The organism is Mycobacterium sp. NGS33 (assembly GCF_059812885.1).
In genome coordinates this window covers 177,030-198,697 of record NZ_JCALDN010000006.1, presented here as the reverse complement: position 1 = coordinate 198,697, position 21,668 = coordinate 177,030, and the positions used below count along the sequence as shown (strand labels likewise).

Here is a 21,668-nt window from a genome sequence, read left to right as displayed (position 1 = left end):
ATCATGGTCTCCGACACTCGCGCCCTGGCTCAGCACATCGGCGATGTGGCGCTGATCGATCAGCATGTCCACGGTTGCTGGATGACGCCCGCCGACCGGCCGCGATTCGAGAACGCGCTCAACGAGGCCAACAGCGAACCCATCACCCATTCGGGCTTCGACTCACAACTCGGGTTCGCGGTCCGCGCGCATTGCGCTCCCGTCCTGGGTTTGCCCAAACACGTTGGCCCGACGGCATATTGGGAACGCCGCAGCCAACTCGACGAGGACGAATTGGCGCGCCTGTTCTTGACGGCCGCCGGGGTGAGCGACTGGCTGGTGGACACCGGGATCGGCAGCGGTGACGTCGCCGGGGTCGCGGATATGGCCCGGGTGTCCGGCGGTGATGCCGGCGAGCTCGTTCGCCTCGAGGAGGTCGCCGAGCAGGCGGCGCAAACGCAGGGTGACTACGCGGCGGCGTTCGAGGAGATCCTGCACCGGCGCGCGGCAGGCGCCGCCGGCACCAAATCGATCCTGGCCTACCGAGGCGGGTTCGACGGCGACCTGAGCGATCCGACGCCGGCGGAGGTCGCCGAAGCCGCAAGCCGCTGGCGCGACCGCGGCGGTACGCGGTTGCAGGACAGGGTCCTGCTGCGGTTCGGGTTGCATCAGGCGCTGCGGCTGGGCAAGCCCCTGCAGTTCCATGTCGGGTTCGGCGACCGCGATTGTGATCTGCACAAGGCCAACCCGCTGCTGCTGCTGGACTTTCTGCGCGAGACGGCAAACGTCCCGATCGTGCTGTTGCACTGTTACCCCTACGAGCGCGAGGCTGGCTACCTGGCCCAGGCGTTCAACAACGTCTATGTCGATGGCGGGCTGAGCGTCAACCACCTGGGGGCGCGGTCACCCGCGTTCCTTGCGCGATTGCTCGAGATGGCACCGTTTTCCAAGATCCTTTATTCGTCGGACGGATTCGGTCCGCCAGAACTGCATTTCCTCGGCGCGATCCTGTGGCGCAGGGGCATCGAGCGGGTACTTCGCGAATTCGTGGACCGCGGCGAGTGGTGCGAGTCGGACGCCATCCGGGTGGTCGACCTCATCGCCCGCGACAACGCCACCCGCATCTACCGCCTGACACGTCGCGACGGCCGGCCGTGACCACCCATCCGAAGCCGACCGATTCCCGGCCTCGCGGGCCGCGGAGCGTTCGGCGCGGCGGCCGGACGCGACGACTGGCCGCAGCTTTCGGGCAGGTGGTCATCGGGCCCAATACCGCGGTCGCTTGGCGCGTGCGCGCGCGTGACGTTGCACGGCTGGGTGGAGGTCAAGGGAAAGCACGATCCGGTCCGCGTCCGGGTGCTGGATGCGCTGGCGGAATAGCAGCACTTTCGTCGTCTGGAACGCCAGAAGTTTTTCCAGATTCGCCTGTGGCCGTCCGTTCGGGCGCCTAGGCTTCGATCGACGAATCGGGCAAACGTCGCCAAACTGAAGATGGACTAGGGAGGTTTGGGCACGTGTTGTCCCGTGCTGCGTTCGTCATCGCAGCCGTCGTCTTCGGCGCCGCCGCTGTGGCGCCATCGGCCTACGCGTCACCCAGCGGCGGTTGCTACACCGCCAGTTCTGGTGACTGCGTGCCATATCCGCAAAAGGGCGGCCCGCAACCGCCGGGGGCCACGGCCCAGTGCTCGGATGGAAGTTGGTCTTTCAGCGAGCACCCGCATGCCAGTGGGACCTGCCACGGTCACGGAGGCGTCCAGCAGTACTTGTAGCCATCGGCTGCCAACAACACCGGGATGGTCAAAGCACGAGGGGTGACCATCCCAGGTGTTTGCGGCGGCCCGGTATTTACCGGCCCAGCCGGCTTCATCTACGGCGTTTGACCCCCGGTGACGCCGGGGTATGCGTCCCGTCATGGCGACCGCGCAGGACGTCTTGAATTGGGCTCGCGACAAAGTTGTGTCGTGGGTGCCCAAAGCCGACCTTGACCAGCGGGATCCGGATTACATCCGCGATCAGCTGCCGGGAACCTGGTTGCTGGCGTCGTTCTATTTCAGGGCGGACGTGCGGGGTTTGGACCGCATTCCGGCCGAGGGACCGGTGCTGCTGGTGGGCAACCACAGTGGCGGCAATGTACCGCCCGACACCTTCGTGTTCACCCTCGCCTTCTGCTCGTATTTCGGCGTCGAGCGGCCTTTTTACCAGTTGGCCCATGACCTCGTCGTCTCCGCCCCGCCGCTGGGAGCGTTGCGGAAATTCGGCACCGTCGCCGCCAACCCCGAAAATGCCCGTCTCGCACTGGATTCCGGCGCAGCGTTGCTGGTCTATCCCGGCGGTGATTACGAGGTGTTCCGACCCTCGTGGGAACGTCACAAGGTGGACTTCGGCGGGCGCATGGGCTATGTCAAGCTGGCCCGCGAGGCCGGGGTGCCGATCGTCCCCGTCGCGAGCATCGGTGGGCAGGAGAGCGCGCTCTTTCTCAATCGCGGGCAGTGGCTGGCCAAGTTGCTGATGGCGGACAAGTTGCTCCGGCTCAAGAGCATCCCGATATCGCTGGCGCTGCCCTGGGGACTCAACATCAGCGACCTGGCGGGCCACATTCCGCTGCCCACCAAGATCGTGATCGAGGTTCAAGACCCGATCGAGGTCGACGGCGACGATCAAGCGGTGCATGACAAGGTGATGGCCTCCCTGCAGGGGGGCGTCGACCGGCTGGCCGCCGAACGACGATTCCCGGTGATCGGCTGATGCGCGTCGAACGCCGTTGCGTCATCAACGCCGACCGTGCCGCCGTCTGGAAAATCGTCAGCGACCCGGACTGTTACCCGTCGTTCATGGCGAGCCTAGAGCGGTGGGAGTCGTCGAACGACCAACCACCCGGCGTCGGTGCGCGGTACACCGTCCACTGGAAGATCGGCTCCGTACCCGTTGGCGGCGTGATCGAGGTGGTCGAGTTCGACGACGGCCGCGACCTTGCCTGGGTGGGAATTACCGGCGTAACGCTGCGCGGGCGGATGCGGTTGCGCGACAGAGGCGACGGCTGCACAAGGGTGACATTTCGGCTGTCGTATCAGGCGCCCGGGGGAATACTTGGGTATATCGCCGATCGGATCGCCGTGCGTCAGGTGGGACGCACACTGACGGAAACGTTGAAACGCCTCCGGAAACTGGCCGAGGCGTAGCCGCGATGATGCGTTTTACCGCCGTGGGCAGTAGACAGTCCACGTTTCCTTGAAAGGGGATCGTCAGACGAGCGCTGAGGCGTCGAATATCCAGCTGGTGTCGCCGGTCGCCAGCCCCTCGAAGTGGTTCGGGGGAGCGAAGGCCACCAGGCTGTTCATGTCCCAATAGTCTTTCCACACGGCGATCTTGCCGTCGACGACCTTGTGGACCGTCACGAACCGCAGCACGCCCTGCTCGCCCGTGGCGAAGGTCCAGGTCTCGGAGTGCTCGTAGAGCACGTCGGAACCGTTGGAGACCAGCACGCCCGGGTGGTTCTCGTAGCCGGCCAACTGCTCAAGCCCCATCCTCAGGCGCTGCACGATGCCCTCTGGGCCGCGCGCCGACAGTGCGGGGACCGGCATGTCGACGTAGAGGCAGTCGTCGGACAAAAAGGTCTTGATCGCTTCCCAATCTCGCCGCGAAAGCGCCTGCCACAGCCCCCGTACGACATCCTCGACCGCGATCATAGATACCTCTGTCATAGCGGCAAATAAACCCCGTCGCCGCCCCGGTGTCAACTGGTTCGGTCGTACTCGCGCACATACGGCCCAAGGGCCACCGGCAGCGACGACCATCCCCGCAGCACCCGGGTTTCGCGCCGGCTTCCGGCGCCCGCCGCGCGCACCTCGGGGAAGCGATCGAAAAACGTGCGCAGTCCGACTTCGCCCTCGGACCGGGCAAGGGCCGCACCCAGGCAGAAGTGCCGGCCGCCGGAAAACGCGAGATGCCTTCCGGCGTTTTCCCTTTCGATGTCGAAGCGGTGCGGATCGGGGAACACCGACGGGTCCCGGTTGGCGGCGGCCAGATACACCAGCACCAAGTCGCCACGGTGTAACTGCCGGCCGGCTATCTCGACATCGTCTCGCGCCATCCGCGCGGTCAGCTGCACCGGCGATTCCAGCCGCAGGATCTCTTCGACGGCGTTGGGCCACACCTCGGGACGCCGCCGGAGGGTGTCGAGATGCTCCGGCGCGTCCAACAGCATGCGAATACCGTTGCCGAGCAGGTTCACCGTGGTCTCGAAGCCGGCGGCCAACACCAGCCCGGCGATCGCCTGGAGCTCCTTCTCGTCGAGATACGTTTCCGCAGAACCGCCTTCGGCCGTCTGGATCAGCTGGCTCATCAGGTTGTCACTGGGGTCCAGGCGTAGCCGTTGCAAGTGCTCGGCGAGCCAGGCGCTGAAGCCGGCGATCCCGTCCTGCACGCTGCGGTACTGCCGCCATGGCAACCCGATGTCGAGGCTCGGCGCGGCCAGTTCGCCGAATTCCATTACGCGCCGCCGCTCCGACTCAGGCACACCGAGGATGTCGCTGATGATCGATACCGGAAGCTGCGAGCAGTACCGTCCGACGATGTCGACGACGCCGGACTCGCCGGCCAGCCGATCCAACAGCTCCGCGGCCGTCTGCTCGACCCGATCCCGCAGTGCGGCAACGGCTCTGGGCGTGAATACCGCCGACACGGTCTTGCGGTAACGGGTATGGTCGGGCGGCTCGACGGCCAGCAACGACGGCGCACGCAGCGGATGCAGCAGGTCGTCGCGGGTACGGCGCTCCAGCCATCGCAGTGGCGCCGGGAGATTCGATCCGAAGACCAGCACCCGGAAATCATCGGAGCGCAGCAGTTCATGCGCCAGTGCGTGATCCGCCGTCAGATACGCGACGCGGCCCTTCACCAGCTTGCCCCGCGCGCGGACTTCGTCGTAGTAGTGCACCGGGTCAGCGGCCACCGCCGGATCGGCGATCAGCCTGGCCTGGACCTCGCCCCGCCGGGCCCCGAGTGCCGCGGCCCCCCGGATGAAGCCATGCATCGCGAACCAGTGCAATCGTTCCCTCACTGGTTCCTCCCTCGATCAGGTGCCGTTTCGAGCCTAGGCCCCGACCACCTGCGGAGTCAGCACTGCGCGACGATTTTGAAGTCCGTGGTGACCACTTTGTTGGGGTTGCTGCTGTTGATGCCGTACGCGCTGCCCGTGATGGTGTAGGCGTCGTTATTGAGATCGACGTGCGCGTCGCCCACCCCGCCCTGCCAGAAGCTGCCGCTGAACCCGTCGACGTTGCGAATCTTGACCCACTGCGGCATCACCCGATAACCGCTGAGCAGCACCACCGCTTCGACCCCGCCATCGCGGTCGGGGATGGTGATGGTCCGATACATCTGGTCTTGCCGGCACGCCGGGGGACGCGTCGTGTGCGTGGCACCGTCGATGGTCAGACGCGCGGCCCGGCGAGGTGTCGTCTGCGCGGCGCTGCACCCCGCGACGCCGACGACGACGACTAGGCAAACCAAAGCGACTGTGAGCAAACGCTTTTGCACCAGCCGACCTCCTTACTAACGCTTCGGCACCAGCGCGGGCAGGGACTTGACGATGCTGCGTCGCACGAATTCCGGGCTCAGGCCCTTGAACAAGTCAATCAGGCGAATGCTCTTGGGTACATACCAGTGCAACCGCTTCTGGTTGTGGTAGGCCTGCCACGCCGTCTCGGCCACGCTGCTTGCCGGCATCAACCGGAGCATGCCCTTCTTGGGGGCGGTGGCCCGCAGTTGCTCCGCCGTCATGGGCGCTCGGCCGTCATCGGAGTGGTTGGTCGTGGTCGTCAGGATGGCGGTGTCGATCAGACCGGGCAGCACGTCGGCGACGCGCACCCCGTGTCGCTGCCACTCCACGCTCAGCGCCTCGGTCAGACCTTTGACCGCGTGCTTGGTCGACGAATAGACGGCCAGGCGCGGCATGCCGTAGGTCCCCGAGGACGACGACGTGGAGAACATCAGGCTGCCCGGGGTCTTCTTGAGATAGGGCAACGACGCGTATGCGCCCGTGAGGACCGCCTTGAAATTCACGTCGACGACGCGCATCGCGGCGTCGTAGGGCACGTCCTCGAACCAGCCCGATTCGCCGATGCCGGCGTTGTTCCACATCATGTCGAGCCCGCCGCCGCTGTTGCCGGCGCAGAAGTCGGCCAGCGCGCCGTCGAGGGCTAGCTTGTCCGTCACGTCGACGACGCGGGTCCAGAGCCGATCGCCGCCGAGTTCGTCGTTCAGCGTCGCCAGGCCGTCTTCGTTGCGGTCCACCGCGCCGACGCGCCAGCCCTTGGCGTGGAACAGCTTGGCTCCCTCGCGACCCATGCCGCTGCCCGCACCGGTGATGAAGACGGATTTCACGAGCCTCAGTCCGCCTCGACCACGTCTTTGATGCGGTTCAGCGTCTTGGTCATGTCCCGGATGTTGCGGCGTTTGCGCAGGAAGCCGCCGAACAACCAGTACACGCCGAGCCACGGCGCCGGGTTGAGCCGAAACGACTCGGTGACGTCCGTCCCGCCGCCGCTCGGCGCCAAGCGGTAGTGCCAGTTGTTGACGGCCCTGTCACCGAGGAGCACCGCGAAACCGAATTCGCGGCCCGGTTCGCAGGCGGTGACCTTGCAGGTCGTCCAATACACCGGCCCCATCTCATTGCGCCGGACGTGACCGCGGAATTTCGCACCCAGGGCCGGGCCGTTCGCATCACCGAGCCACTCGGCTTCAAAAACTTCCGGCGAAAACTTTCCGGTGTTGCGGACGTCTGCGATGAGGTCCCAGATCTTGGCAGCAGGCGCAGCCATATGAACAGTCGCCGAACCTTCCATGGGCTGATCCAAACACAGGCGGGCGCCGGGTCATAGACCGCAGGTGCGTTTCATCAGTGCGGTACGGCCGCCTGGATCAGCCCGTTGATGATCTGCTTGATGCCCTGAGCCGGGTGCGAGTACCAACCGATCGGCAGGCCGGACTGCGCGCCACACTTTGGCCAGGCCTCCACGCCCTCTTCGGCGAAAACCCGGTTGGCGACGGCGATTTGCTGCTCCCTGGACGCGGCAGCTGGGTTGCCGACACCGCCGTAGCGGGCCCAGGTGCTCGGTTTGAACTGCAGCCCACCGTAATTGCCGTTCCCGGTGTTGGCGTGCCAGTTGCCACCGGATTCGCACTGGGCGATCGCGTCCCAGTTGGGAGCGGGTTCTGCGCTCACCACACCCGTGGACGAAGCCATCGACGCTGCAACGACCCCGCCGACCATTACGGACTTGACGAGAAGCTTGCAGAGATATTTCATGTCCAGGATTTCGGCACGTGTAGCCAAAGCGTTACCTATTCGAAAATGGCGCGAGATATGCCATCTATCTGGGGAAATCGCCTTATCGACAGGCCAAATGGGACAGTTAGAAATTGGTGAGGAAAAATTAAGTTATTGCTGGCAGTAGGACTGCGTCGCTGATGACAGGGCCCGCTGGTAGAGGTCGTCGAGCGCACGGTCAGCGACGACGCCGCTTCTCGCCGCGTCGAGTTGGGCGGCGCATTCCGGCGAGTGCAGAACGCCCCAGTCGGCCGACAGCTGAGCCAGCATCGTTTGGTTGAGGGCGTCGATCGCCGAGCGTGACGACGATAGGTCCGGCGCCTCAGCCGGAGCGCTGCCCGGATCGAGTTTCCAGTCCGCGAACCGGCCATATTCGACGGCCTCGGTGGCGCTGATCTGGTCCCCGAAGACCCGGGTGACGTAGCCACGGTCGATGCGTTGGGCGACGGCCTGGTCGCCCAGCCTGGCCAGCTCTTGCCGTACGCGCGCCGGATCTTCGATGGCGCCATGGTTGTGCCACTTGTAGGCGGCGACCGGGTCCGCGATCTGCAGCCGTTGTGCGGCGGCGTCGACCAACGGGGTGAGTGGACTGGTGGCGTCCGCCCGAGCGGGCGCGACCAGCAGCGCCAGGCTCACGACCGCGATCCCACAACGCACTACTGCGCCTGACGGAGTCGTCAGGCGCAGTAGTGACCGAGCGGGTGGTGGGTTATCCGCCGCCGCCCGGGGAAGCGCCCAGCGTGCCCTGCAGGTCGGGCTTCATGGCGTTGAGCTGAGCTCCCCAGTACTCCCAGCTGTGCGTTCCGTTGGCGTTGAAGTTCCACACCGCGTTGTGACCGCCGGCGCCGTTGTAGGCGTCCTGAAACTTCAGGTTGCTGCTGCGCACGAAGTTCTCCAGGAACTCGGCCGGCATGTTCGCCCCGCCGAGCTCGGACGGCGTGCCGTTACCGCAGTACACCCAGAGCCGGGTGTTGTTGCCGACCAGCTTCGGGATCTGCAGGGTCGGGTCGTTTCGCGCCCATGCCGGGTCGCTCGACGGCCCCCACATGTCGTTGGCCTTGTACCCCCCGGCGTCACCCATCGCCAGACCGATCAGGCTTGGCCCCATTCCCTGCGACGGGTCCAACAGCGCCGAGAGCGAGCCGGCGTAGATGAACTGCGCCGGGTGGTAGGCGGCCAGGATCATCGCCGACGAACCGGCCATCGAGATGCCGACCGCCGCGCTTCCGTTCGGCTTCACACTCTTGTTGGACTGCAGGTATTGCGGCAGCTCACTGGTGAGGAAGGTCTCCCACTTGTACGTCTGGCAGCCGGCCTTACCGCAGGCCTGGTTGTACCAGTCGCTGTAGAAGCTGGACTGACCACCGACCGGCATGACGATCGACAGGCCGGACTGGTAGTACCACTCGAACGCCGGGGTGTTGATGTCCCAGCCGTTGTAGTCGTCCTGGGCGCGCAGACCGTCCAGCAGATACACCGCGGGAGAACCGTTGCCGCCGCTTTGGAACTGGACCTTGATGTTGCGGCCCATGCCCGCGGACGGCACCTGCAGGTACTCGACTGGCAGGCCCGGCCGCGAAAACGCATTCGCGGTTGGAGCGCCGCCGGCAAGACCGATCAGGCCCGGCAGTGTGGCTGCCGCCGCTGTGCCGACCAAAAGCCGGCGCCCCCAGGCCCGGACCTTCTCGCTCAGATCTGTCATACCTGCCCCTTGTCGATGTGGTCAGTGTGATCGTGGTCTCACAGGAATTTACCGTGTGAGTCCGTCAAATGTCGATTGGGACGCGAACGCGTCTCGTTTCGGCATCGCTTTTCACTTCACAATTTCGCCACCCGGCACAACCGGGCGGCGACACGCCCCGCGTACCCGCTGCACGGCCACCCCACACACCGGGTAGGGAAACGCCAGGCAGCAGCGGGTTTACGACGAGTCGAGCGCGCTCGGCGGGCGGCGCCGCTACCCCGTTATAGAAAGCCCCCGAAATGACGCGCGGGACGGGCATTTATTTTGCGCCGTCGATAAAAACGGCGTTCGTTTCGGTGCGGGGGGACCGCGCCGTACCGATCCCGCGTCGTCGCGCTCCCGCAACCGGCGCCACGGCGCCGACGCATCGACGCGGCGAACCCGCCTGCGGCGCCTGCCCGTTTCGCCGCGTCGCCCTTCCCATCTGGCGATTCCGCGCCGATGGCCGACCGGCGCAGCCGGACTTGCGCCGACCGCGTAGGCTGCTGTCGAAGCAAGCCGATGAAGACCACGCTATCCCGGGTCTGTTCCGGCTCTCACGAATCACCGCGCCCGCGGCTTCATGGTGCGCGTAGATGCGGTCGAGGGCGTCGGACGCGGGACCGATTGGGGCATAGATTTGGACACGGTTCTTGGCCTGTCGGTGACGCCGACCGCCGTTGGTTGGGTCCTCGCCGAAGGACACGGCGCAGACGGCACCATCCTGGATCACCAGGAACTGGTCTTGCGCGCAGGCCACGGGGTGCGCGCCGTGGGTACCGCAGAGCAAGTCGTGGACGAGGTACTGCGCGTCGACACGGCGGCGGCTGCGAGCGATCGCCGGCTGCGTGTCATCGGAGTGACTTGGAACGACGAGGCATCCGCACAGGCCGCGCTGGTCTTGGAGGCGTTGACCGATGCGGGATTCGACAATGTCGTGCCGATCCGGTTCCTCGAGGCCATCGAGACGTTGGCTCAGGCCATCGCGCCCGTCATTGGCTACGAGCAGACTGCCGTCTGCATCCTCGACCACGACCTGACGACCGTGGTCATGGTCGACACGCACGACGGTGAGACCCGGACGGCCACCAAGCAGGTGCGCGGCGGCTTCGACGGCCTGACCCGCTGGCTGACCGGCATGTTCGAGCGCAGCGGATGGCAGCCCGGCGGCGTTGTCGTGGTGGGCGCCCACAGCGACATCGAGGGTCTCTCCTGGCAGCTCGAAAAGACTTTGCCGGTACCGGTTTTCGTGCAATCGATGGCCCAGGTGACGATCGCGCGCGGTGCGGCGCTGTCCGCGGCTCGCAGCACCGAATTCACCGACGAGCAGCTGGTCGAGCGCGTCAGCGAGCCCGCTGCGGCACCCACTCAGAAGCGGCAGTTGTCCTATGCCGGGGCCGTGACCGCGTTGGCCGCCGGTGCCATCACGTTCGTGGGCTCGGTGTCACTCGCGGTGGGGATTCACGTCGGCCCGGCCAGCGCCGCCGGCGGTCCGAGGCACGCCACCCACCCGCCCACGCCCCAGGTGGCCGAGGCGGTCGCGGCCGTCGCGCCGCTTCCGGCGGCCCCACGGACCAAGTCGCCCCTACCGCAGGCCAAACCCCCTGCCGGCGAACCGGTTTCGCAGCCCAGCGTTCCGGAGGAGGAGCCGGGCGTTAACGGCGAACGACAGGCGGACGGCGCTAACCGACAGCCCTACCTGACGCGGGTACTCGAGCACATACCCGGTGACACCGGCGATCCGGCGACCGACCCGCAACCCTGACTTCGCCCGGCGCCGGCCAACGGCAGCGCTCAGTTGCCCTGGGCGCGAACGGCGGAGAAAGACAACGACACGTCGTCGGCGACCTGTACCGATCCCATCATCAGCGAGTACGGCTTGATGCCGTAGTCGGATTGGCGAACGGTGGATTCGACTGACATCCGCCATGATTCCCCGAGATCTTGCGCGTGCACCTCGACGACGTGGTCCCGCGACACGCCCCGGATTTCCAGGGTGCCAGCCAGACGGTAAGCACCGCCGACGTTGTCGATGACGTCTGCGCTATAGCGGATCTCGGGGAATCGATTGGCGGACAATGATTTCAGGGCGTTCGACCGCACCAGCACCTTCTCCACCCCGGACAACCCTTTGACGCCGCCGTCGCCGCGCAGCACGTCGAGCGAATCGGTCTCGACCGTGAGGCGTGCGCTCACGGGTTGGGAGTCCGACCAGCCCACGGTGGCGCGCCAGCGCGTCATCGCGATGGTGAGCCGATGGCCCATCCGTGCCGCCCTGCCGGTGACGCCGGTGTACAGCAACAACTCACCGTCGGCCGGGCCGATTGTCCACACCGCGTCTTGGTCAGAAGTCACGAATCGACTGTGTCACATGGTCAAAACGGTGCGGTAGTGCGCCCGGCCCCCTTCCAGGGCCGCGTAGCCCTCCGCGGCTTGCGATAGCGGCAGTTCCTCGATCCAGGCGCGCACACCGGACACGACCGCGAAATGCATTGTGTCCTCGACATCTTTCGCCGTCCCGGAGGGGTGGCCGACGATGCTGACGCCCGGCGTTATCAGCTGCACCGGGCTGATCGGCAGCGGCTCGGGCGTGACCCCGATGGTGACCAGTTGGCCCTGGGGGAGGATGCCGCCGACCGTGGCGGCCATGGCCTGCGAATTTCCGGCGGTGGCCAGGACGACCGTTGCGCCGCCCAGATCCTTGAGCGCTTCGGCGGGGTCGTTGGCCGTGGAGTCGATGTAGTGATGGGCGCCCAGCTTTCGGGCGTCGTCGGCCTTGCCGGTGCCGCGGTTGATCGCGATGGTCTCGAAACCCATGGCCCGCGCGAATTGCACGCCGAGGTGTCCCAGGCCGCCGACGCCGAGGATCGCCACCCGGTCGCCGGGCAGCGCCTTGGTGTGCCGCAGGGCGTTATAGGTGGTCACGCCGGCGCACCCCATCGGGGCGGCTTCGGCGTCGGAAAGCTCGGACGGTATTCGCGCCAGCGCGCTCACCGGCACGGTCACCGACTCCGCGTATCCGCCGGGATACTGCCAACTCGGCACCTTGCCGTTCTCGCAGTGGATGAACAGGCCTTTGCGGCATTGGTCGCAGCGGTAGCAACACCCGCCGAACCAGCCGACCGCGACGCGATCGCCGATTGCGAAATCCTGGACGCCGTCGCCGATTTCGGCGATCGTGCCGGCGATCTCATGCCCGGGAGTCAGCGGCCACGAAATGCCGGGGAAGCCGCCGTTGACGAAGTGCGCGTCGGTTCCGCAGATGCCGCACGCGGCGACGGTCAGCCGTACCTCATCGCGACCCGGCGGCTTGGTTTCGGCGTCGACCAGCTCCAAAGCTGCGCCGGCGGACGGGACATGGACGGCTCGATGAGTGGGCATGCCCTTAGCTTGTCACCCCTGGGCCTGATGTGCGACAGGACATTTCTGAGCGCCGTTGGTGTGGTAGTCGACCTGCCAGTGCTTGATTCCATTGAGCCATCCCGACCGCAGCCGTTCGGGCTTGCCGACCGATTCCAGGTCGGGCATGGCATCGGCGATCGCGTTGAACATCAGGTCGATAGTCATCCGCGCGAGGTTGGCCCCGATGCAGTAGTGCGCGCCGGTGCCACCGAAGCCCACATGCGGGTTGGGGTCGCGCAGGATGTTGAAGGTGAACGGGTCGTCGAACACGTCCTCGTCGAAATTGGCTGAGCGGTAGACCATTACGACGCGCTGACCCTTTTTGATCTGCACGCCCGACAGCTCGTAGTCCTCCAGGGCGGTCCGCTGGAACGAGGTGACCGGGGTGGCCCACCGGACGATCTCGTCGGCCGTGGTGACGGGACGCTCCCGTTTGTACAGTTCCCATTGGTCGGGGAAGTCGGTGAAGGCCATCATGCCCTGCGTGATGGAGTTGCGGGTGGTCTCGTTGCCGGCCACGGCCAGCAGGATGACGAAGAAGCCGAACTCGTCGTCGGAGAGCTTGTGTCCGTCGACGTCGGCCTGAATCAACTTGGTGACGATGTCTTCCCCGGGGTTCTGCGCCCGGTCGGCGGCCATCTGCATGGCGTAGGTGATCAGTTCGACCGAGGCACCCATCGCGTCGTTGCGGGCGAATTCCGGATCCTGGTCACCCACCATTTCATTCGACCAGTGGAAGAGCTTCATGCGGTCTTCCTGCGGCACGCCCAGCAGTCCGGCGATCGCCTGCAGCGGAAGCTCACAGGACACCTGCTCGACGAAGTCGCCGGAACCGGCAGCGGCCGCCTTCTCGACGATCTGACGCGCGCGCTGCTTCAAATCGTCGCGCAGCAGCTCGACGGCGCGCGGTGTGAAGCCGCGGGAGATGATCTTGCGCAGGTGGGTGTGCTGCGGGGCGTCCATGTTGAGCAACACGAACTTGCCGGTGTCGCGCTGTTCGCGCACCGTGCCCTCCTTGTACCGGGGCAGCGCCGTGTTCTGCAGGCTGGAGAAGACGTCGCTGCGCCGCGAAATCTCTTTGACGTCCTTGTGCTTGGAGACCACCCAGAAGCCGCCGTCATCGAATCCGCCCACCCCGTTGGGCTGTTCGTTCCACCAGATCGGCGCTGTGCGGCGGAGTTCGGTCAGTTCTTCGACGGGCAGCCGCTCGGCGTGGATGTCCGGGTCGGTGAAGTCGAATCCGGGGGGCAGATTGGGGACCGGCTTGGCGGTTGGCTCGACGGTTGGCATGGCCCGCTCCTCGATGACGAAGTGGTCTAGTCGTCCTTGTGCAAGGAAACCACTGCCGCACCTTGGTTGGGAAGCATTGACGCAAGATCGCCGGGCGCGAATTGGAACGTGTTCCTCACCCGGCGTTTCGCGCCCTGTAGCGCGCCGGCCGCCGCCGATCGGGCCCGCACGCCGGAACGGTCTTGTGGCCGACGGTCCGACCGATATGCTTTGGTGCAGGTCACCGGCGACGACAGGCGGGGTAGGACATGATTCGGCAACTGCTCAGCGCCGCTTCGATAGCGGGCATCACCATCGGCTTGGCACCGAGCGCGGCCGCCGGCTATGACGGCGACGTGCCGGGCATGAACTATCAGGCTTCGCTGGGTGCGCCGTGCGACAACTACGAGCGCTTCATCTTCGGACGTGGGCCCAGCGGCCAGGCCGAGGCCTGTCACTTCCCGCCCCCCAACCAGTTCCCGGCGGCGACCACCGGGTATTGGGTGGCGTCGTATCCGCTGTACGGAGTCCAGCAGGCCGGCGCCAAGTGCCCCGGCCCGCAGAGCGCGGCGCAGTCGGACCGCGGACTTCCGATGCTGTGCTTGGGACCTCAAGGATGGCAAGAGGGCTGGTTCACCGGCGCAGGGTTCTTCCCGCCGTCCGAGTAACGACCATGGCCGACCGCCCGCCGGCTCAGCATCCGATTCCACGCTGGCTGCGTTTGGTGCTGGCGTCCGACCGGGCCGGCTCGGCCTGGTACATCGGGACCGGCTTCTTCTTCGCGCCGGTGCTGGCGGTGCTCTCGCCCTGGCCGACCGTCACCGCCGTGCTGTGGGGTGTCATCGCGGTGGCCGGACTCTGGCTAGGATTGCTGGGCATCGCGATGGCGGTCGGACTGGCCCGAATATTGCGCTCCGGGGCCGAAATTCCCGAAGACTACTGGCGCAGCTTGGTGCACTACTAGGCCTGGACGGGCGTCGGCGCCCGCGGAGAAATGCCGCGCGACCCCGTCTAGAGTCGTAGCAACCATCCCGCAACAAAAGGAGACTCGAGATGGCCTTCAATGCCAGGGATGCAGTCGACGCGGTCAGGGACATCGCTACCAACGCCGTCGAAAAAGCCTCCGACATCGTCGAACACGCGAGCGACATCATCCGCGGCGACCTCGCCGGCGGCGCCAGCGGCATCGTCCAGAATTCGATCGACATCGGCACGTACGCGGTGGACCGGACGAAGGAAGTGTTCACCGGCCGCGACGAAGCTGACGACGTCTAGGCGCGCCGCCTCCGCGTTAAACGGAGGCAGCCTCGTTCAGTTCGTCCAGCCGGTTGGTGGCCTCCAGGTACTCCTGCACCCAGCGCTCGATGACCGTTGAGGTCTTCTCCACCTTGGTGAACTGCCCGACCACCTGGCCGACCGGGTTGAATGCCACGTCGACGGATTCGTTCGGGTACCTGTTGGTGGCCCGCACGGCCATGCCGGAGACCATGTACTGCAACGGCATTCCGAGCGGCTTGGGGTTCTCCGGGGCCTCCCACGCCTCGGTCCAGTCGTTGCGCAGCATGCGGGCCGGCTTGCCGGTGAACGAGCGGCTGCGGACGGTGTCGCGGCTGCCGGCCTTGACGTAGGCCTGCTGCTGAACCGGGGTGTTCGAGGACTCCTCGACCATCAACCACTGCGATCCGGTCCACGCGCCCTGCGCGCCCAGCGCCAGCGCCGCCGCGATCTGCTCACCGCTGCCGATGCCGCCGGCGGCCAGCACCGGAACCGGGGCGACCTCCTTGACGACCTGCGGCCACAGCACGATCGAGCCCACCTCACCGCAGTGCCCGCCGGCCTCGCCGCCCTGGGCGATGATGATGTCGACGCCCGCGTCGGCGTGCTTGCGTGCCTGCGAGGGGGAGCCGCACAGCGCGGCGACCTTGAGCCCGGCCTCGTGGATGTGCTTGATCATGTCGGCCGGCGGGGTGCCCAGCGCGTTGGCGATCATCTTCACCTTCGGGTGCTTGAGCGCCACCTCGACCTGGGGCGTGGCCGTCGCCTCGGTCCAACCGAGGAGCTGCAAGCTGTCGCCGTCGCTTTCCTCGACCGGCACACCGTGGTCGGCGAGGATCTTCTTGCCGAAGTCAAGGTGCTCCTGCGGCACCATCTTGCGCAGCGTGTCGGCAAGCTCCTCCGCGGACAGATGGGAGTCCATGCCTTCGTACTTGTTCGGGATCACGATGTCGACGCCGTAGGGGTGGTCGCCGATGTTCTCGTCAATCCAGTTGAGTTCGATCTCCAGCTGCTCGGGCGTGAAGCCGACCGCCCCGAGCACGCCGAACCCCCCGGCCTTGCTGACCGCCACGACGACGTCGCGGCAGTGGGTGAAGGCGAAAATCGGGAACTCGATGCCGAGTTCGTCGCAGATAGGGGTGTGCATTACAACTCCTGGAAGCTCGCCGAATTGGAACGTGTTCTAGTTTAGTACGTAGCGCACTGACGTGGCCAGCGGGTCCTGACCTGCGCCTTGTGACTACGACCCGTCACCGCCGTCAGATCGCGGCGCTGTTCGCCACCCACAGGACGAGAAAGGCGAGCATGCAGGCGGCGCTGAGCAGATGGTCGCGGCAGACCGAGCGCGCCAGGCGCGTCTGCTCGGGCGGACTGTCGTCGCGGTGCCCGAGTTGCACCGCATCCGGAACCGTGTGCGTCAGCGCCAGCATCGTCGGGATGCCGGCCAGCGCGGCCGACGTCACCAGCAGCCAACCGGGATCGTGCCCCCGCGCGGCCTGCAGGACCAGCGTTCCGAGCAGGGTGAGCATGACGAGCGCGATCAACCGGCTCATCGGCCGAGACGTGGTGGTCGCGCGGTGGTAATACGCCGCGATGGACGCGAGCACGGCCTCAGGCAGGTCGGTCGCGGCCTTTCGGTAGCGAAGAACCTGGACGTCGAAGATCAAGTCCATCCACAAGACGGCGAGCAGGAACCCGCTGCAGGCCGTGAGCAACGAGGCCATGGCACTCACCTCTGATCCATCCCGGAACTGTGCACCGCACCGCGGCTGCCACTTGGACCCATTGTTCTCGGCGGCGCAATAGGCGGCGGGGGACCGGCGCAGCGTTGGGTCGCTCCCCGCATGGAATCACTTGTGCCACTTCTGTTTCAGTGGTTTCGGAGTGGCCTTTCTTGTCGGTGTCGGGGCCTAGTATTCGAACATGCGTTCGATTGATGGCGAGGAGCTTCGGGACGATGTCGAGGCGTTGCGCGCCGCCATCTCCCGCTTCCAGGACCATTCGTACGAGGCGTTGACCACTCCGGAGCGGTTGGGGCTGTTGGGAACGCTCGAACGCGAGGTGCGTCGCATGCAGGCTCTCGGCCACCAGTTGATCAATCAGATTGGCCAGCAAGCGGATCCGGCCGAGTTGGGCGGCAAGCTGTCCTGGGCGTTGGCCGATCGGCTGCACATCACCCGCGCGGAGGCCAGCCGGCGCATCGCCGAGGCCGCCGAGCTGGGCCCGCGCCGCGCACTGACCGGTGAACCGCTAGCGCCGCTGCTGCCCGCCACCGCGGCAGCCCAACGCACCGGAGCCATCGGGGCCGACCACGTGGCAGTGATCCGGCGGTTCTTTCACCAGCTGCCCGAGGCCGTCGACCTCGACACCTCTACGCACGCCGAACAACAACTAGCCACCAAGGCCACCCAATTCCGCCCCGACCAGCTCGCCACACTGGCCCGGCGCCTGATGGACTGCCTCAACCCCGACGGCACCTACACCGACACCGACCGCGCCCGCATGCGCGCACTGATGCTCGGCCACCAGCAGACCGACGGCATGTCACGGCTCAGCGGCTGGCTCACCCCCGAAGCCCGCGCCACCCTCGAGGCGGTACTGGCCAAACTGGCCGCCCCCGGCATGGCCAACCCCGACGACCAACAGCCCCTCGTCGACGGTCCACCCCCCGAAGACGCGATCCAACGCGACACCCGCAGTGCGGCCCAACGCAACCACGACGGCCTCAACGCCGCCCTACGCGCGGTCCTGGCCAGCGGAAAACTCGGACAGCACAACGGCTTACCGGCAACGATCATCGTCACCACCACCCTGGCCGCCCTCGAATCAACCACCGGCACCGGCCTCACCGCCGCCGGCACCCTGCTACCCATGTCCGACGTCATCCGCCTGGCCCGCCACGCCCACCACTACCTGGCGATCTTCGACCACGGCACCGCCCTAGCGCTCTATCACACCAAACGCCTGGCCTCACCCGGGCAACGCATCGTCCTACACGCCCACGACCGCGGCTGCACCCATCCCGGCTGCGACGTCGCCGGCTACTACTGCGAAGTCCACCACGTCACCGACTGGGCCCACACCCACCGCACCGACATCAACCAACTCACCCTGGCCTGCGGCCCCCACCACCGCCTCCTCAACCACGGCTGGACCACCCGCACAAACACCCACGGCGACACCGAATGGATCCCACCACCACACCTCGACCACGACCAACTCCGCACCAACACCTTCCATCACCCCGAAAAACTCCTGTCCGACGACGAAGGCGATCCATAGCGGCTAACGGGAGATACGCGTCCAACCGGAGTTAATCTGCGCGAATACGCCGATGTTTTGCTACGCGTCGATCGCCAACCGGGTCTTGCCCACACCGCTTGAAATTCAGCTACCGGCGCGGGTGCGCGCCTTGTCCCGCGCTCTCGGCGACCGGTTGCGGCTGGGCCACATCCTCAGCATCGAGGCGCTCGTGACCGTGACGACCGGCGACCTCACCGCGGCGCGCGCGGTCGCCGAGGAGGGCTGTGAGCTTTCCGAGGCGATCGGCTACCGTGCCGGCCTGGTGCGGTGCCATTGGTGCCTCGGACTGGCGGAACTAGGGCGCGGCGATGTCGCTCGGGCCATCGGAAATTTCCGTGCCGCCAGTGCGGTGGCCGAAGCAGGTCACTATGCGAACTTCCAGAAATTGGGGCTCGCCGGCCAGGGTATGGCGCTGGCGTGCCAGGGCGACGTCGACGCGGCGAGGGCTGCCGCAGACCAGGCGGTAGACGGCGCCGACGAGTTTGGGAGTCTTTTCGCCGGCATCGCGTACACGGCGTTGAGCATGGCGGCTTTGGCCTCGGGCGATGCTGCGACCGCACGGGATGCGACGGATGCGGCCTACAGATACGGGATGAGTGTCATTCCGGGGTTGGGCGCCGTGGCACGGACGTTCAGTGCGCAGGCGGCATTGGCTTACGGAGATCTACTCACGGCGCGCCGCGCGGCAGACGGAGCGGTAACGACCGCCTCGGGCTGGTACTCGATGTGGGCGCTGGCCACGCGTGCGCGAGTGGCGATGGCGCAAGGCGAGCCAGAGCCAGCCGAAAGCGATGTCCGCGCGGCCATTACGTGCGGGGTAGAAGCGGGGGCTTACCTGGGGATCGCCGACAATTTGGAGTGCCTCGCCGCCTTGACCGCCGATCGTCCCCAGGCCGCACGGCTGTTCGGCGCGGCAGAGACAATCCGGCAGCGCAGTGGCGAAGTCCGATTCAAGATCTGGGATAGCGGCTACCAGTCCTCGGTCGCCGCACTGCGTGATGCCATGGAGGCGAAGGCTTTTGACTCCGCGTGGGCAGAGGGTGCGGCCCTGTCCACCGACGAGGCGATCGCCTACGCCCAGCGCGGCCGCGGTGTGCGTAAGCGACCGACCAGCGGCTGGGGTTCGCTCACGTCGACCGAACGGCAAGTGGTGGAGCTGGTCAGCGAAGGCCTGGGCAACGCCGACATCGCGAAGCGACTGTTCGTCTCGCCGCGCACCGTGCAAACCCACCTCACCCACGTCTACGCGAAGCTCGGGCTATCCTCGCGCGTGCAACTCGCCCGGGAAGCGGCTCAACGCACCTGACCCCCCGACGATTCGTAGTGGCGCATCCCTTGATCCAGTACCGAGCGACCGGGTACCGTAGTGCTGCCAATTACGAAACTACGCGTAGCGTAATTGGCTTCCAAGCCACCGAGAGGATCTCCCGTGATGCGTAGCCGCTACGCCGGCGATCCCTTCACCACGTCCACACCCGAGATCGCAGCCGCGCTAGAGGATGTCAGCATCCCCACGCTGCTGCTCTCGCTCGTTCACATCACCGGCGACCCACGATTCATCCGCGACTTCAAGCAGATGGGCATCTTCCTCAACGAGGTCCAGGGCTTCATGTCGGAGGACGACAAGGCGCGGGCCCGGGCCGAGGCCCTGTCGGTGATCACCGAGTACCGGGACCGCGGCTGCCCCGAACCGCAGCCGCTGAGCCCCGAACTCATCAGGGAGATGATGGACTGGGCGGCTTGTGAACACGTGCCCGACGACTACTTGCCACTGGTCTCCGAAGAGCTCGATCTCGACGGCGTCGACCCCCGGCGACCGGCCGCGCTGCCCGCCGAGCGCGCCGCCGAACTTCCGGTCCTGGTCGTGGGGTGCGGCGAATCCGGCATCCTGGCCGGTGTGCGCCTCAAGCAGGCCAACATTCCGTTCACCATCGTCGAGAAGAACGCGGGTCCCGGCGGAACCTGGTGGGAGAACAGCTATCCCGGCGCCCGGGTGGATGTGGCGAACCACTTCTATTGCTACAGCTTCGAACCCAACAACGACTGGACGCATTTCTTCGCCGAGCAATGCGAGCTGCAGGACTACTTCACCAAGGTCATCGACAAACACGACCTGGCCGAGCATGTGCGCTGGCGAACCGAGGTTCTCGCGGCCGAATGGAACGACGACGACGGCGCGTGGAGCGTTTCGCTGCGCTCGTCCGACGGCCAGACGACCACCGTGCGCGCCCGCGCGCTCATCACCGCCGTGGGGCAACTGAACCGTCCGAACATCCCCGCCTTCGACGGCGCGGACACCTTCGCGGGGCCCTCATTCCACTCGGCAGCCTGGGATCATTCGGTAGACCTGAAAGGCAAGCGGGTCGCGCTCGTCGGCGCCGGCGCCAGCGGCTTCCAGATCGCCCCCGCGATCGCCGAGGACGTGGAGCACCTCACCGTGTTCCAGCGCACCGCGCAGTGGATGTTCCCGAACCCGATGTATCACGACGAGGTCGGCGACGGGGTGCGCTGGGCGATGCGTCACCTGCCGTTCTACGGCAGGTGGTATCGGTTCCTCGTGCTCTGGCCCGGCTCGGACAAGGGCCTCGATGCGGCCGAGGGCGACCCGGGTTACGCCGACCAGGAGCACGCCGTCAGCGACATCAACGCCGCCGCGCACATGATGTTCTCGCAATGGATCACCAGTCAGGTCGGCGAGGATTCCGAGTTGTTGACCAAAGTGATGCCGGACTATCCCGCCTGCGGCAAACGCACCCTGCAGGACAACGGCAGCTGGCTGCGAACGCTGCAGCGCGACAACGTCGAATTGGTCCGCACACCCATCGACAAGATCACCCCGCGCGGCATCGTCACCACTGACGGCGTGGCTCATGACGTCGATGTCATCGTGTACGCCACCGGGTTTCGGCACACCGACGTGCTCTGGCCGCTGAAGGTCACCGGCCGCGGCGGCACCGATCTGCACGAGATGTGGGGGAGCCGGCCGTATGCCTACCTGGGCATCACGGTCCCGCAGTTCCCGAACTTCTTCATCGTCTACGGCCCGGGAACCCACCTGGCCCACGGCGGCAGCCTGATCTTCCAGTCCGAGCTGCAGATGCGCTACGTGGACCAGTGCCTGGCGCGACTGGCCGAAACCGGCGTGCATTCCCTCGAACCGAAACCCGAAGCCGCCACGGATTGGCACCGGCGGACGCAGACCCAGATCAAGAAGATGGTGTGGTCGCATCCGGCGGTCAAGCACTCGTATTTCAAGAACGCCGACGGGGAGATCCACACGGTGAGCCCCTGGCGCCTCAACGAATACTGGTCGGCGGTGCGCGAGCCCGATTGGTCACAGTTTGTCGTCCGGACCAAAGATTCGGCGCGACAGGGAAAGTGAGCACGTCA

General features: G+C 66.3%; 24 protein-coding genes. 11 read left to right on the top strand and 13 right to left on the bottom strand.

Annotated features, from left to right (window positions below; translation table 11 throughout):
* Positions 1-3: 3 nt before the first annotated feature.
* The 4 genes from AC5Y5B_RS14090 (at position 4) to AC5Y5B_RS14075 (ending at position 3,158) form a co-directional block, all read left to right on the top strand.
* Positions 4-1,137, top strand: a complete 1,134-nt coding sequence (locus AC5Y5B_RS14090; protein ID WP_500005640.1) for an amidohydrolase family protein — start codon at positions 4-6, stop codon at positions 1,135-1,137.
* A 356-nt stretch (positions 1,138-1,493) separates the two neighbouring features.
* Complete coding sequence (locus AC5Y5B_RS14085; protein ID WP_112633484.1) at positions 1,494-1,748, top strand: DUF3761 domain-containing protein; 255 nt, start codon at positions 1,494-1,496, stop codon at positions 1,746-1,748.
* Between the two features lie 142 nt (positions 1,749-1,890).
* Entirely contained in the window at positions 1,891-2,724 is an 834-nt protein-coding gene (locus AC5Y5B_RS14080; protein ID WP_112633485.1) for a lysophospholipid acyltransferase family protein, read from the top strand.
* Entirely contained in the window at positions 2,724-3,158 is a 435-nt protein-coding gene (locus AC5Y5B_RS14075) for an SRPBCC family protein (RefSeq protein ID WP_289176299.1), read from the top strand. Before AC5Y5B_RS14080 ends, AC5Y5B_RS14075 begins: the two co-directional genes overlap by 1 nt.
* A gap of 63 nt (positions 3,159-3,221) precedes the next feature.
* On the opposite strand, the gene AC5Y5B_RS14070 is transcribed toward AC5Y5B_RS14075, so the two are convergent.
* The 8 genes from AC5Y5B_RS14070 to ag85B form a co-directional block, all read right to left on the bottom strand.
* Positions 3,222-3,665, bottom strand: a complete 444-nt coding sequence (locus tag AC5Y5B_RS14070; protein WP_500005652.1) for a nuclear transport factor 2 family protein — start codon at positions 3,663-3,665, stop codon at positions 3,222-3,224.
* A gap of 47 nt (positions 3,666-3,712) precedes the next feature.
* Positions 3,713-5,035: a cytochrome P450 gene (locus AC5Y5B_RS14065; protein WP_500005639.1), complete on the bottom strand. Its 1,323-nt coding sequence runs from the start codon at positions 5,033-5,035 to the stop codon at positions 3,713-3,715.
* 56 nt (positions 5,036-5,091) lie between these two features.
* Positions 5,092-5,514, bottom strand: a complete 423-nt coding sequence (locus tag AC5Y5B_RS14060; protein WP_500005638.1) for a lipoprotein LpqH — start codon at positions 5,512-5,514, stop codon at positions 5,092-5,094.
* A 15-nt stretch (positions 5,515-5,529) separates the two neighbouring features.
* Entirely contained in the window at positions 5,530-6,360 is an 831-nt protein-coding gene (locus tag AC5Y5B_RS14055) for an SDR family oxidoreductase (protein WP_112633490.1), read from the bottom strand.
* A 5-nt stretch (positions 6,361-6,365) separates the two neighbouring features.
* Complete coding sequence (locus AC5Y5B_RS14050; protein ID WP_205869124.1) at positions 6,366-6,839, bottom strand: SRPBCC family protein; 474 nt, start codon at positions 6,837-6,839, stop codon at positions 6,366-6,368.
* Positions 6,840-6,874: 35 nt separating this feature from the next.
* Entirely contained in the window at positions 6,875-7,312 is a 438-nt protein-coding gene (gene rpfC, locus AC5Y5B_RS14045; protein WP_500005637.1) for a resuscitation-promoting factor RpfC, read from the bottom strand.
* Positions 7,313-7,417: 105 nt separating this feature from the next.
* On the bottom strand, positions 7,418-7,951 hold the full coding sequence (locus AC5Y5B_RS14040) for a chorismate mutase (protein ID WP_500005651.1): 534 nt from the start codon (positions 7,949-7,951) through the stop codon (positions 7,418-7,420).
* Between the two features lie 64 nt (positions 7,952-8,015).
* Positions 8,016-9,008: a diacylglycerol acyltransferase/mycolyltransferase Ag85B gene (ag85B, locus tag AC5Y5B_RS14035; RefSeq protein WP_112633493.1), complete on the bottom strand. Its 993-nt coding sequence runs from the start codon at positions 9,006-9,008 to the stop codon at positions 8,016-8,018.
* A 661-nt stretch (positions 9,009-9,669) separates the two neighbouring features.
* On the opposite strand from ag85B, the gene AC5Y5B_RS14030 reads away from it, so the two are divergent.
* A complete protein-coding gene (locus tag AC5Y5B_RS14030) occupies positions 9,670-10,794 on the top strand; it encodes a DUF7159 family protein (RefSeq protein ID WP_500005636.1) in 1,125 nt (374 codons plus the stop codon).
* A gap of 29 nt (positions 10,795-10,823) precedes the next feature.
* Here AC5Y5B_RS14030 and AC5Y5B_RS14025 read toward each other — a convergent pair whose 3' ends face one another.
* From AC5Y5B_RS14025 to AC5Y5B_RS14015, 3 genes are read right to left on the bottom strand one after another with little or no spacing between them, the layout of a single operon-like run.
* Positions 10,824-11,384, bottom strand: coding sequence for a YceI family protein (locus AC5Y5B_RS14025; protein WP_500005635.1), 561 nt, complete (start codon positions 11,382-11,384; stop codon positions 10,824-10,826).
* A gap of 12 nt (positions 11,385-11,396) precedes the next feature.
* Positions 11,397-12,410, bottom strand: coding sequence for an alcohol dehydrogenase (locus tag AC5Y5B_RS14020; protein WP_500005634.1), 1,014 nt, complete (start codon positions 12,408-12,410; stop codon positions 11,397-11,399).
* Between the two features lie 12 nt (positions 12,411-12,422).
* Positions 12,423-13,721, bottom strand: a complete 1,299-nt coding sequence (locus AC5Y5B_RS14015) for a cytochrome P450 (RefSeq protein ID WP_500005633.1) — start codon at positions 13,719-13,721, stop codon at positions 12,423-12,425.
* Positions 13,722-13,969: 248 nt separating this feature from the next.
* On the opposite strand from AC5Y5B_RS14015, the gene AC5Y5B_RS14010 reads away from it, so the two are divergent.
* From AC5Y5B_RS14010 to AC5Y5B_RS14000, 3 genes are all read left to right on the top strand, one after another.
* Positions 13,970-14,368, top strand: coding sequence for a hypothetical protein (locus AC5Y5B_RS14010; protein ID WP_112633498.1), 399 nt, complete (start codon positions 13,970-13,972; stop codon positions 14,366-14,368).
* A gap of 5 nt (positions 14,369-14,373) precedes the next feature.
* The gene (locus AC5Y5B_RS14005) at positions 14,374-14,664 is read left to right on the top strand and encodes a hypothetical protein (RefSeq protein ID WP_112633499.1); all 291 of its coding nucleotides are present in this window, start codon (positions 14,374-14,376) and stop codon (positions 14,662-14,664) included.
* A gap of 89 nt (positions 14,665-14,753) precedes the next feature.
* Complete coding sequence (locus AC5Y5B_RS14000; RefSeq protein WP_112633500.1) at positions 14,754-14,975, top strand: Rv1893 family protein; 222 nt, start codon at positions 14,754-14,756, stop codon at positions 14,973-14,975.
* Between the two features lie 16 nt (positions 14,976-14,991).
* On the opposite strand, the gene AC5Y5B_RS13995 is transcribed toward AC5Y5B_RS14000, so the two are convergent.
* Both AC5Y5B_RS13995 and AC5Y5B_RS13990 read right to left on the bottom strand, forming a co-directional pair.
* Positions 14,992-16,122 (bottom strand): nitronate monooxygenase, encoded by a 1,131-nt coding sequence (locus AC5Y5B_RS13995; protein ID WP_112633501.1) that lies wholly within the window; start codon positions 16,120-16,122, stop codon positions 14,992-14,994.
* 112 nt (positions 16,123-16,234) lie between these two features.
* Positions 16,235-16,699: a hypothetical protein gene (locus AC5Y5B_RS13990; RefSeq protein ID WP_112633502.1), complete on the bottom strand. Its 465-nt coding sequence runs from the start codon at positions 16,697-16,699 to the stop codon at positions 16,235-16,237.
* Positions 16,700-16,898: 199 nt separating this feature from the next.
* On the opposite strand from AC5Y5B_RS13990, the gene AC5Y5B_RS13985 reads away from it, so the two are divergent.
* From AC5Y5B_RS13985 to AC5Y5B_RS13975, 3 genes are all read left to right on the top strand, one after another.
* Complete coding sequence (locus tag AC5Y5B_RS13985; protein WP_500005632.1) at positions 16,899-18,257, top strand: HNH endonuclease signature motif containing protein; 1,359 nt, start codon at positions 16,899-16,901, stop codon at positions 18,255-18,257.
* 52 nt (positions 18,258-18,309) lie between these two features.
* Complete coding sequence (locus AC5Y5B_RS13980; RefSeq protein ID WP_500005631.1) at positions 18,310-19,584, top strand: response regulator transcription factor; 1,275 nt, start codon at positions 18,310-18,312, stop codon at positions 19,582-19,584.
* Between the two features lie 126 nt (positions 19,585-19,710).
* The gene (locus tag AC5Y5B_RS13975; RefSeq protein WP_112633504.1) at positions 19,711-21,660 is read left to right on the top strand and encodes a flavin-containing monooxygenase; all 1,950 of its coding nucleotides are present in this window, start codon (positions 19,711-19,713) and stop codon (positions 21,658-21,660) included.
* Positions 21,661-21,668: the final 8 nt, after the last annotated feature.

Bases quoted from the DNA above. Each gene is read 5' to 3' on its own strand.
- AC5Y5B_RS14070 (WP_500005652.1), bottom strand. From the start codon at position 3,665: ATGATCGCGGTCGAGGATGTCGTACGGGGGCTGTGGCAGGCGCTTTCG.
- AC5Y5B_RS13985 (WP_500005632.1), top strand. From the start codon at position 16,899: ATGCGTTCGATTGATGGCGAGGAGCTTCGGGACGATGTCGAGGCGTTG.
- AC5Y5B_RS14020 (WP_500005634.1), bottom strand. From the start codon at position 12,410: ATGCCCACTCATCGAGCCGTCCATGTCCCGTCCGCCGGCGCAGCTTTG.
- AC5Y5B_RS13990 (WP_112633502.1), bottom strand. From the start codon at position 16,699: ATGGCCTCGTTGCTCACGGCCTGCAGCGGGTTCCTGCTCGCCGTCTTG.
- AC5Y5B_RS14010 (WP_112633498.1), top strand. From the start codon at position 13,970: ATGATTCGGCAACTGCTCAGCGCCGCTTCGATAGCGGGCATCACCATC.
- AC5Y5B_RS13980 (WP_500005631.1), top strand. From the start codon at position 18,310: ATGTTTTGCTACGCGTCGATCGCCAACCGGGTCTTGCCCACACCGCTT.
- AC5Y5B_RS14075 (WP_289176299.1), top strand. From the start codon at position 2,724: ATGCGCGTCGAACGCCGTTGCGTCATCAACGCCGACCGTGCCGCCGTC.
- AC5Y5B_RS14005 (WP_112633499.1), top strand. From the start codon at position 14,374: ATGGCCGACCGCCCGCCGGCTCAGCATCCGATTCCACGCTGGCTGCGT.
- ag85B (WP_112633493.1), bottom strand. From the start codon at position 9,008: ATGACAGATCTGAGCGAGAAGGTCCGGGCCTGGGGGCGCCGGCTTTTG.
- AC5Y5B_RS13995 (WP_112633501.1), bottom strand. From the start codon at position 16,122: ATGCACACCCCTATCTGCGACGAACTCGGCATCGAGTTCCCGATTTTC.
- AC5Y5B_RS14015 (WP_500005633.1), bottom strand. From the start codon at position 13,721: ATGCCAACCGTCGAGCCAACCGCCAAGCCGGTCCCCAATCTGCCCCCC.
- AC5Y5B_RS14090 (WP_500005640.1), top strand. From the start codon at position 4: ATGGTCTCCGACACTCGCGCCCTGGCTCAGCACATCGGCGATGTGGCG.
- AC5Y5B_RS13975 (WP_112633504.1), top strand. From the start codon at position 19,711: ATGCGTAGCCGCTACGCCGGCGATCCCTTCACCACGTCCACACCCGAG.
- AC5Y5B_RS14080 (WP_112633485.1), top strand. From the start codon at position 1,891: ATGGCGACCGCGCAGGACGTCTTGAATTGGGCTCGCGACAAAGTTGTG.
- AC5Y5B_RS14000 (WP_112633500.1), top strand. From the start codon at position 14,754: ATGGCCTTCAATGCCAGGGATGCAGTCGACGCGGTCAGGGACATCGCT.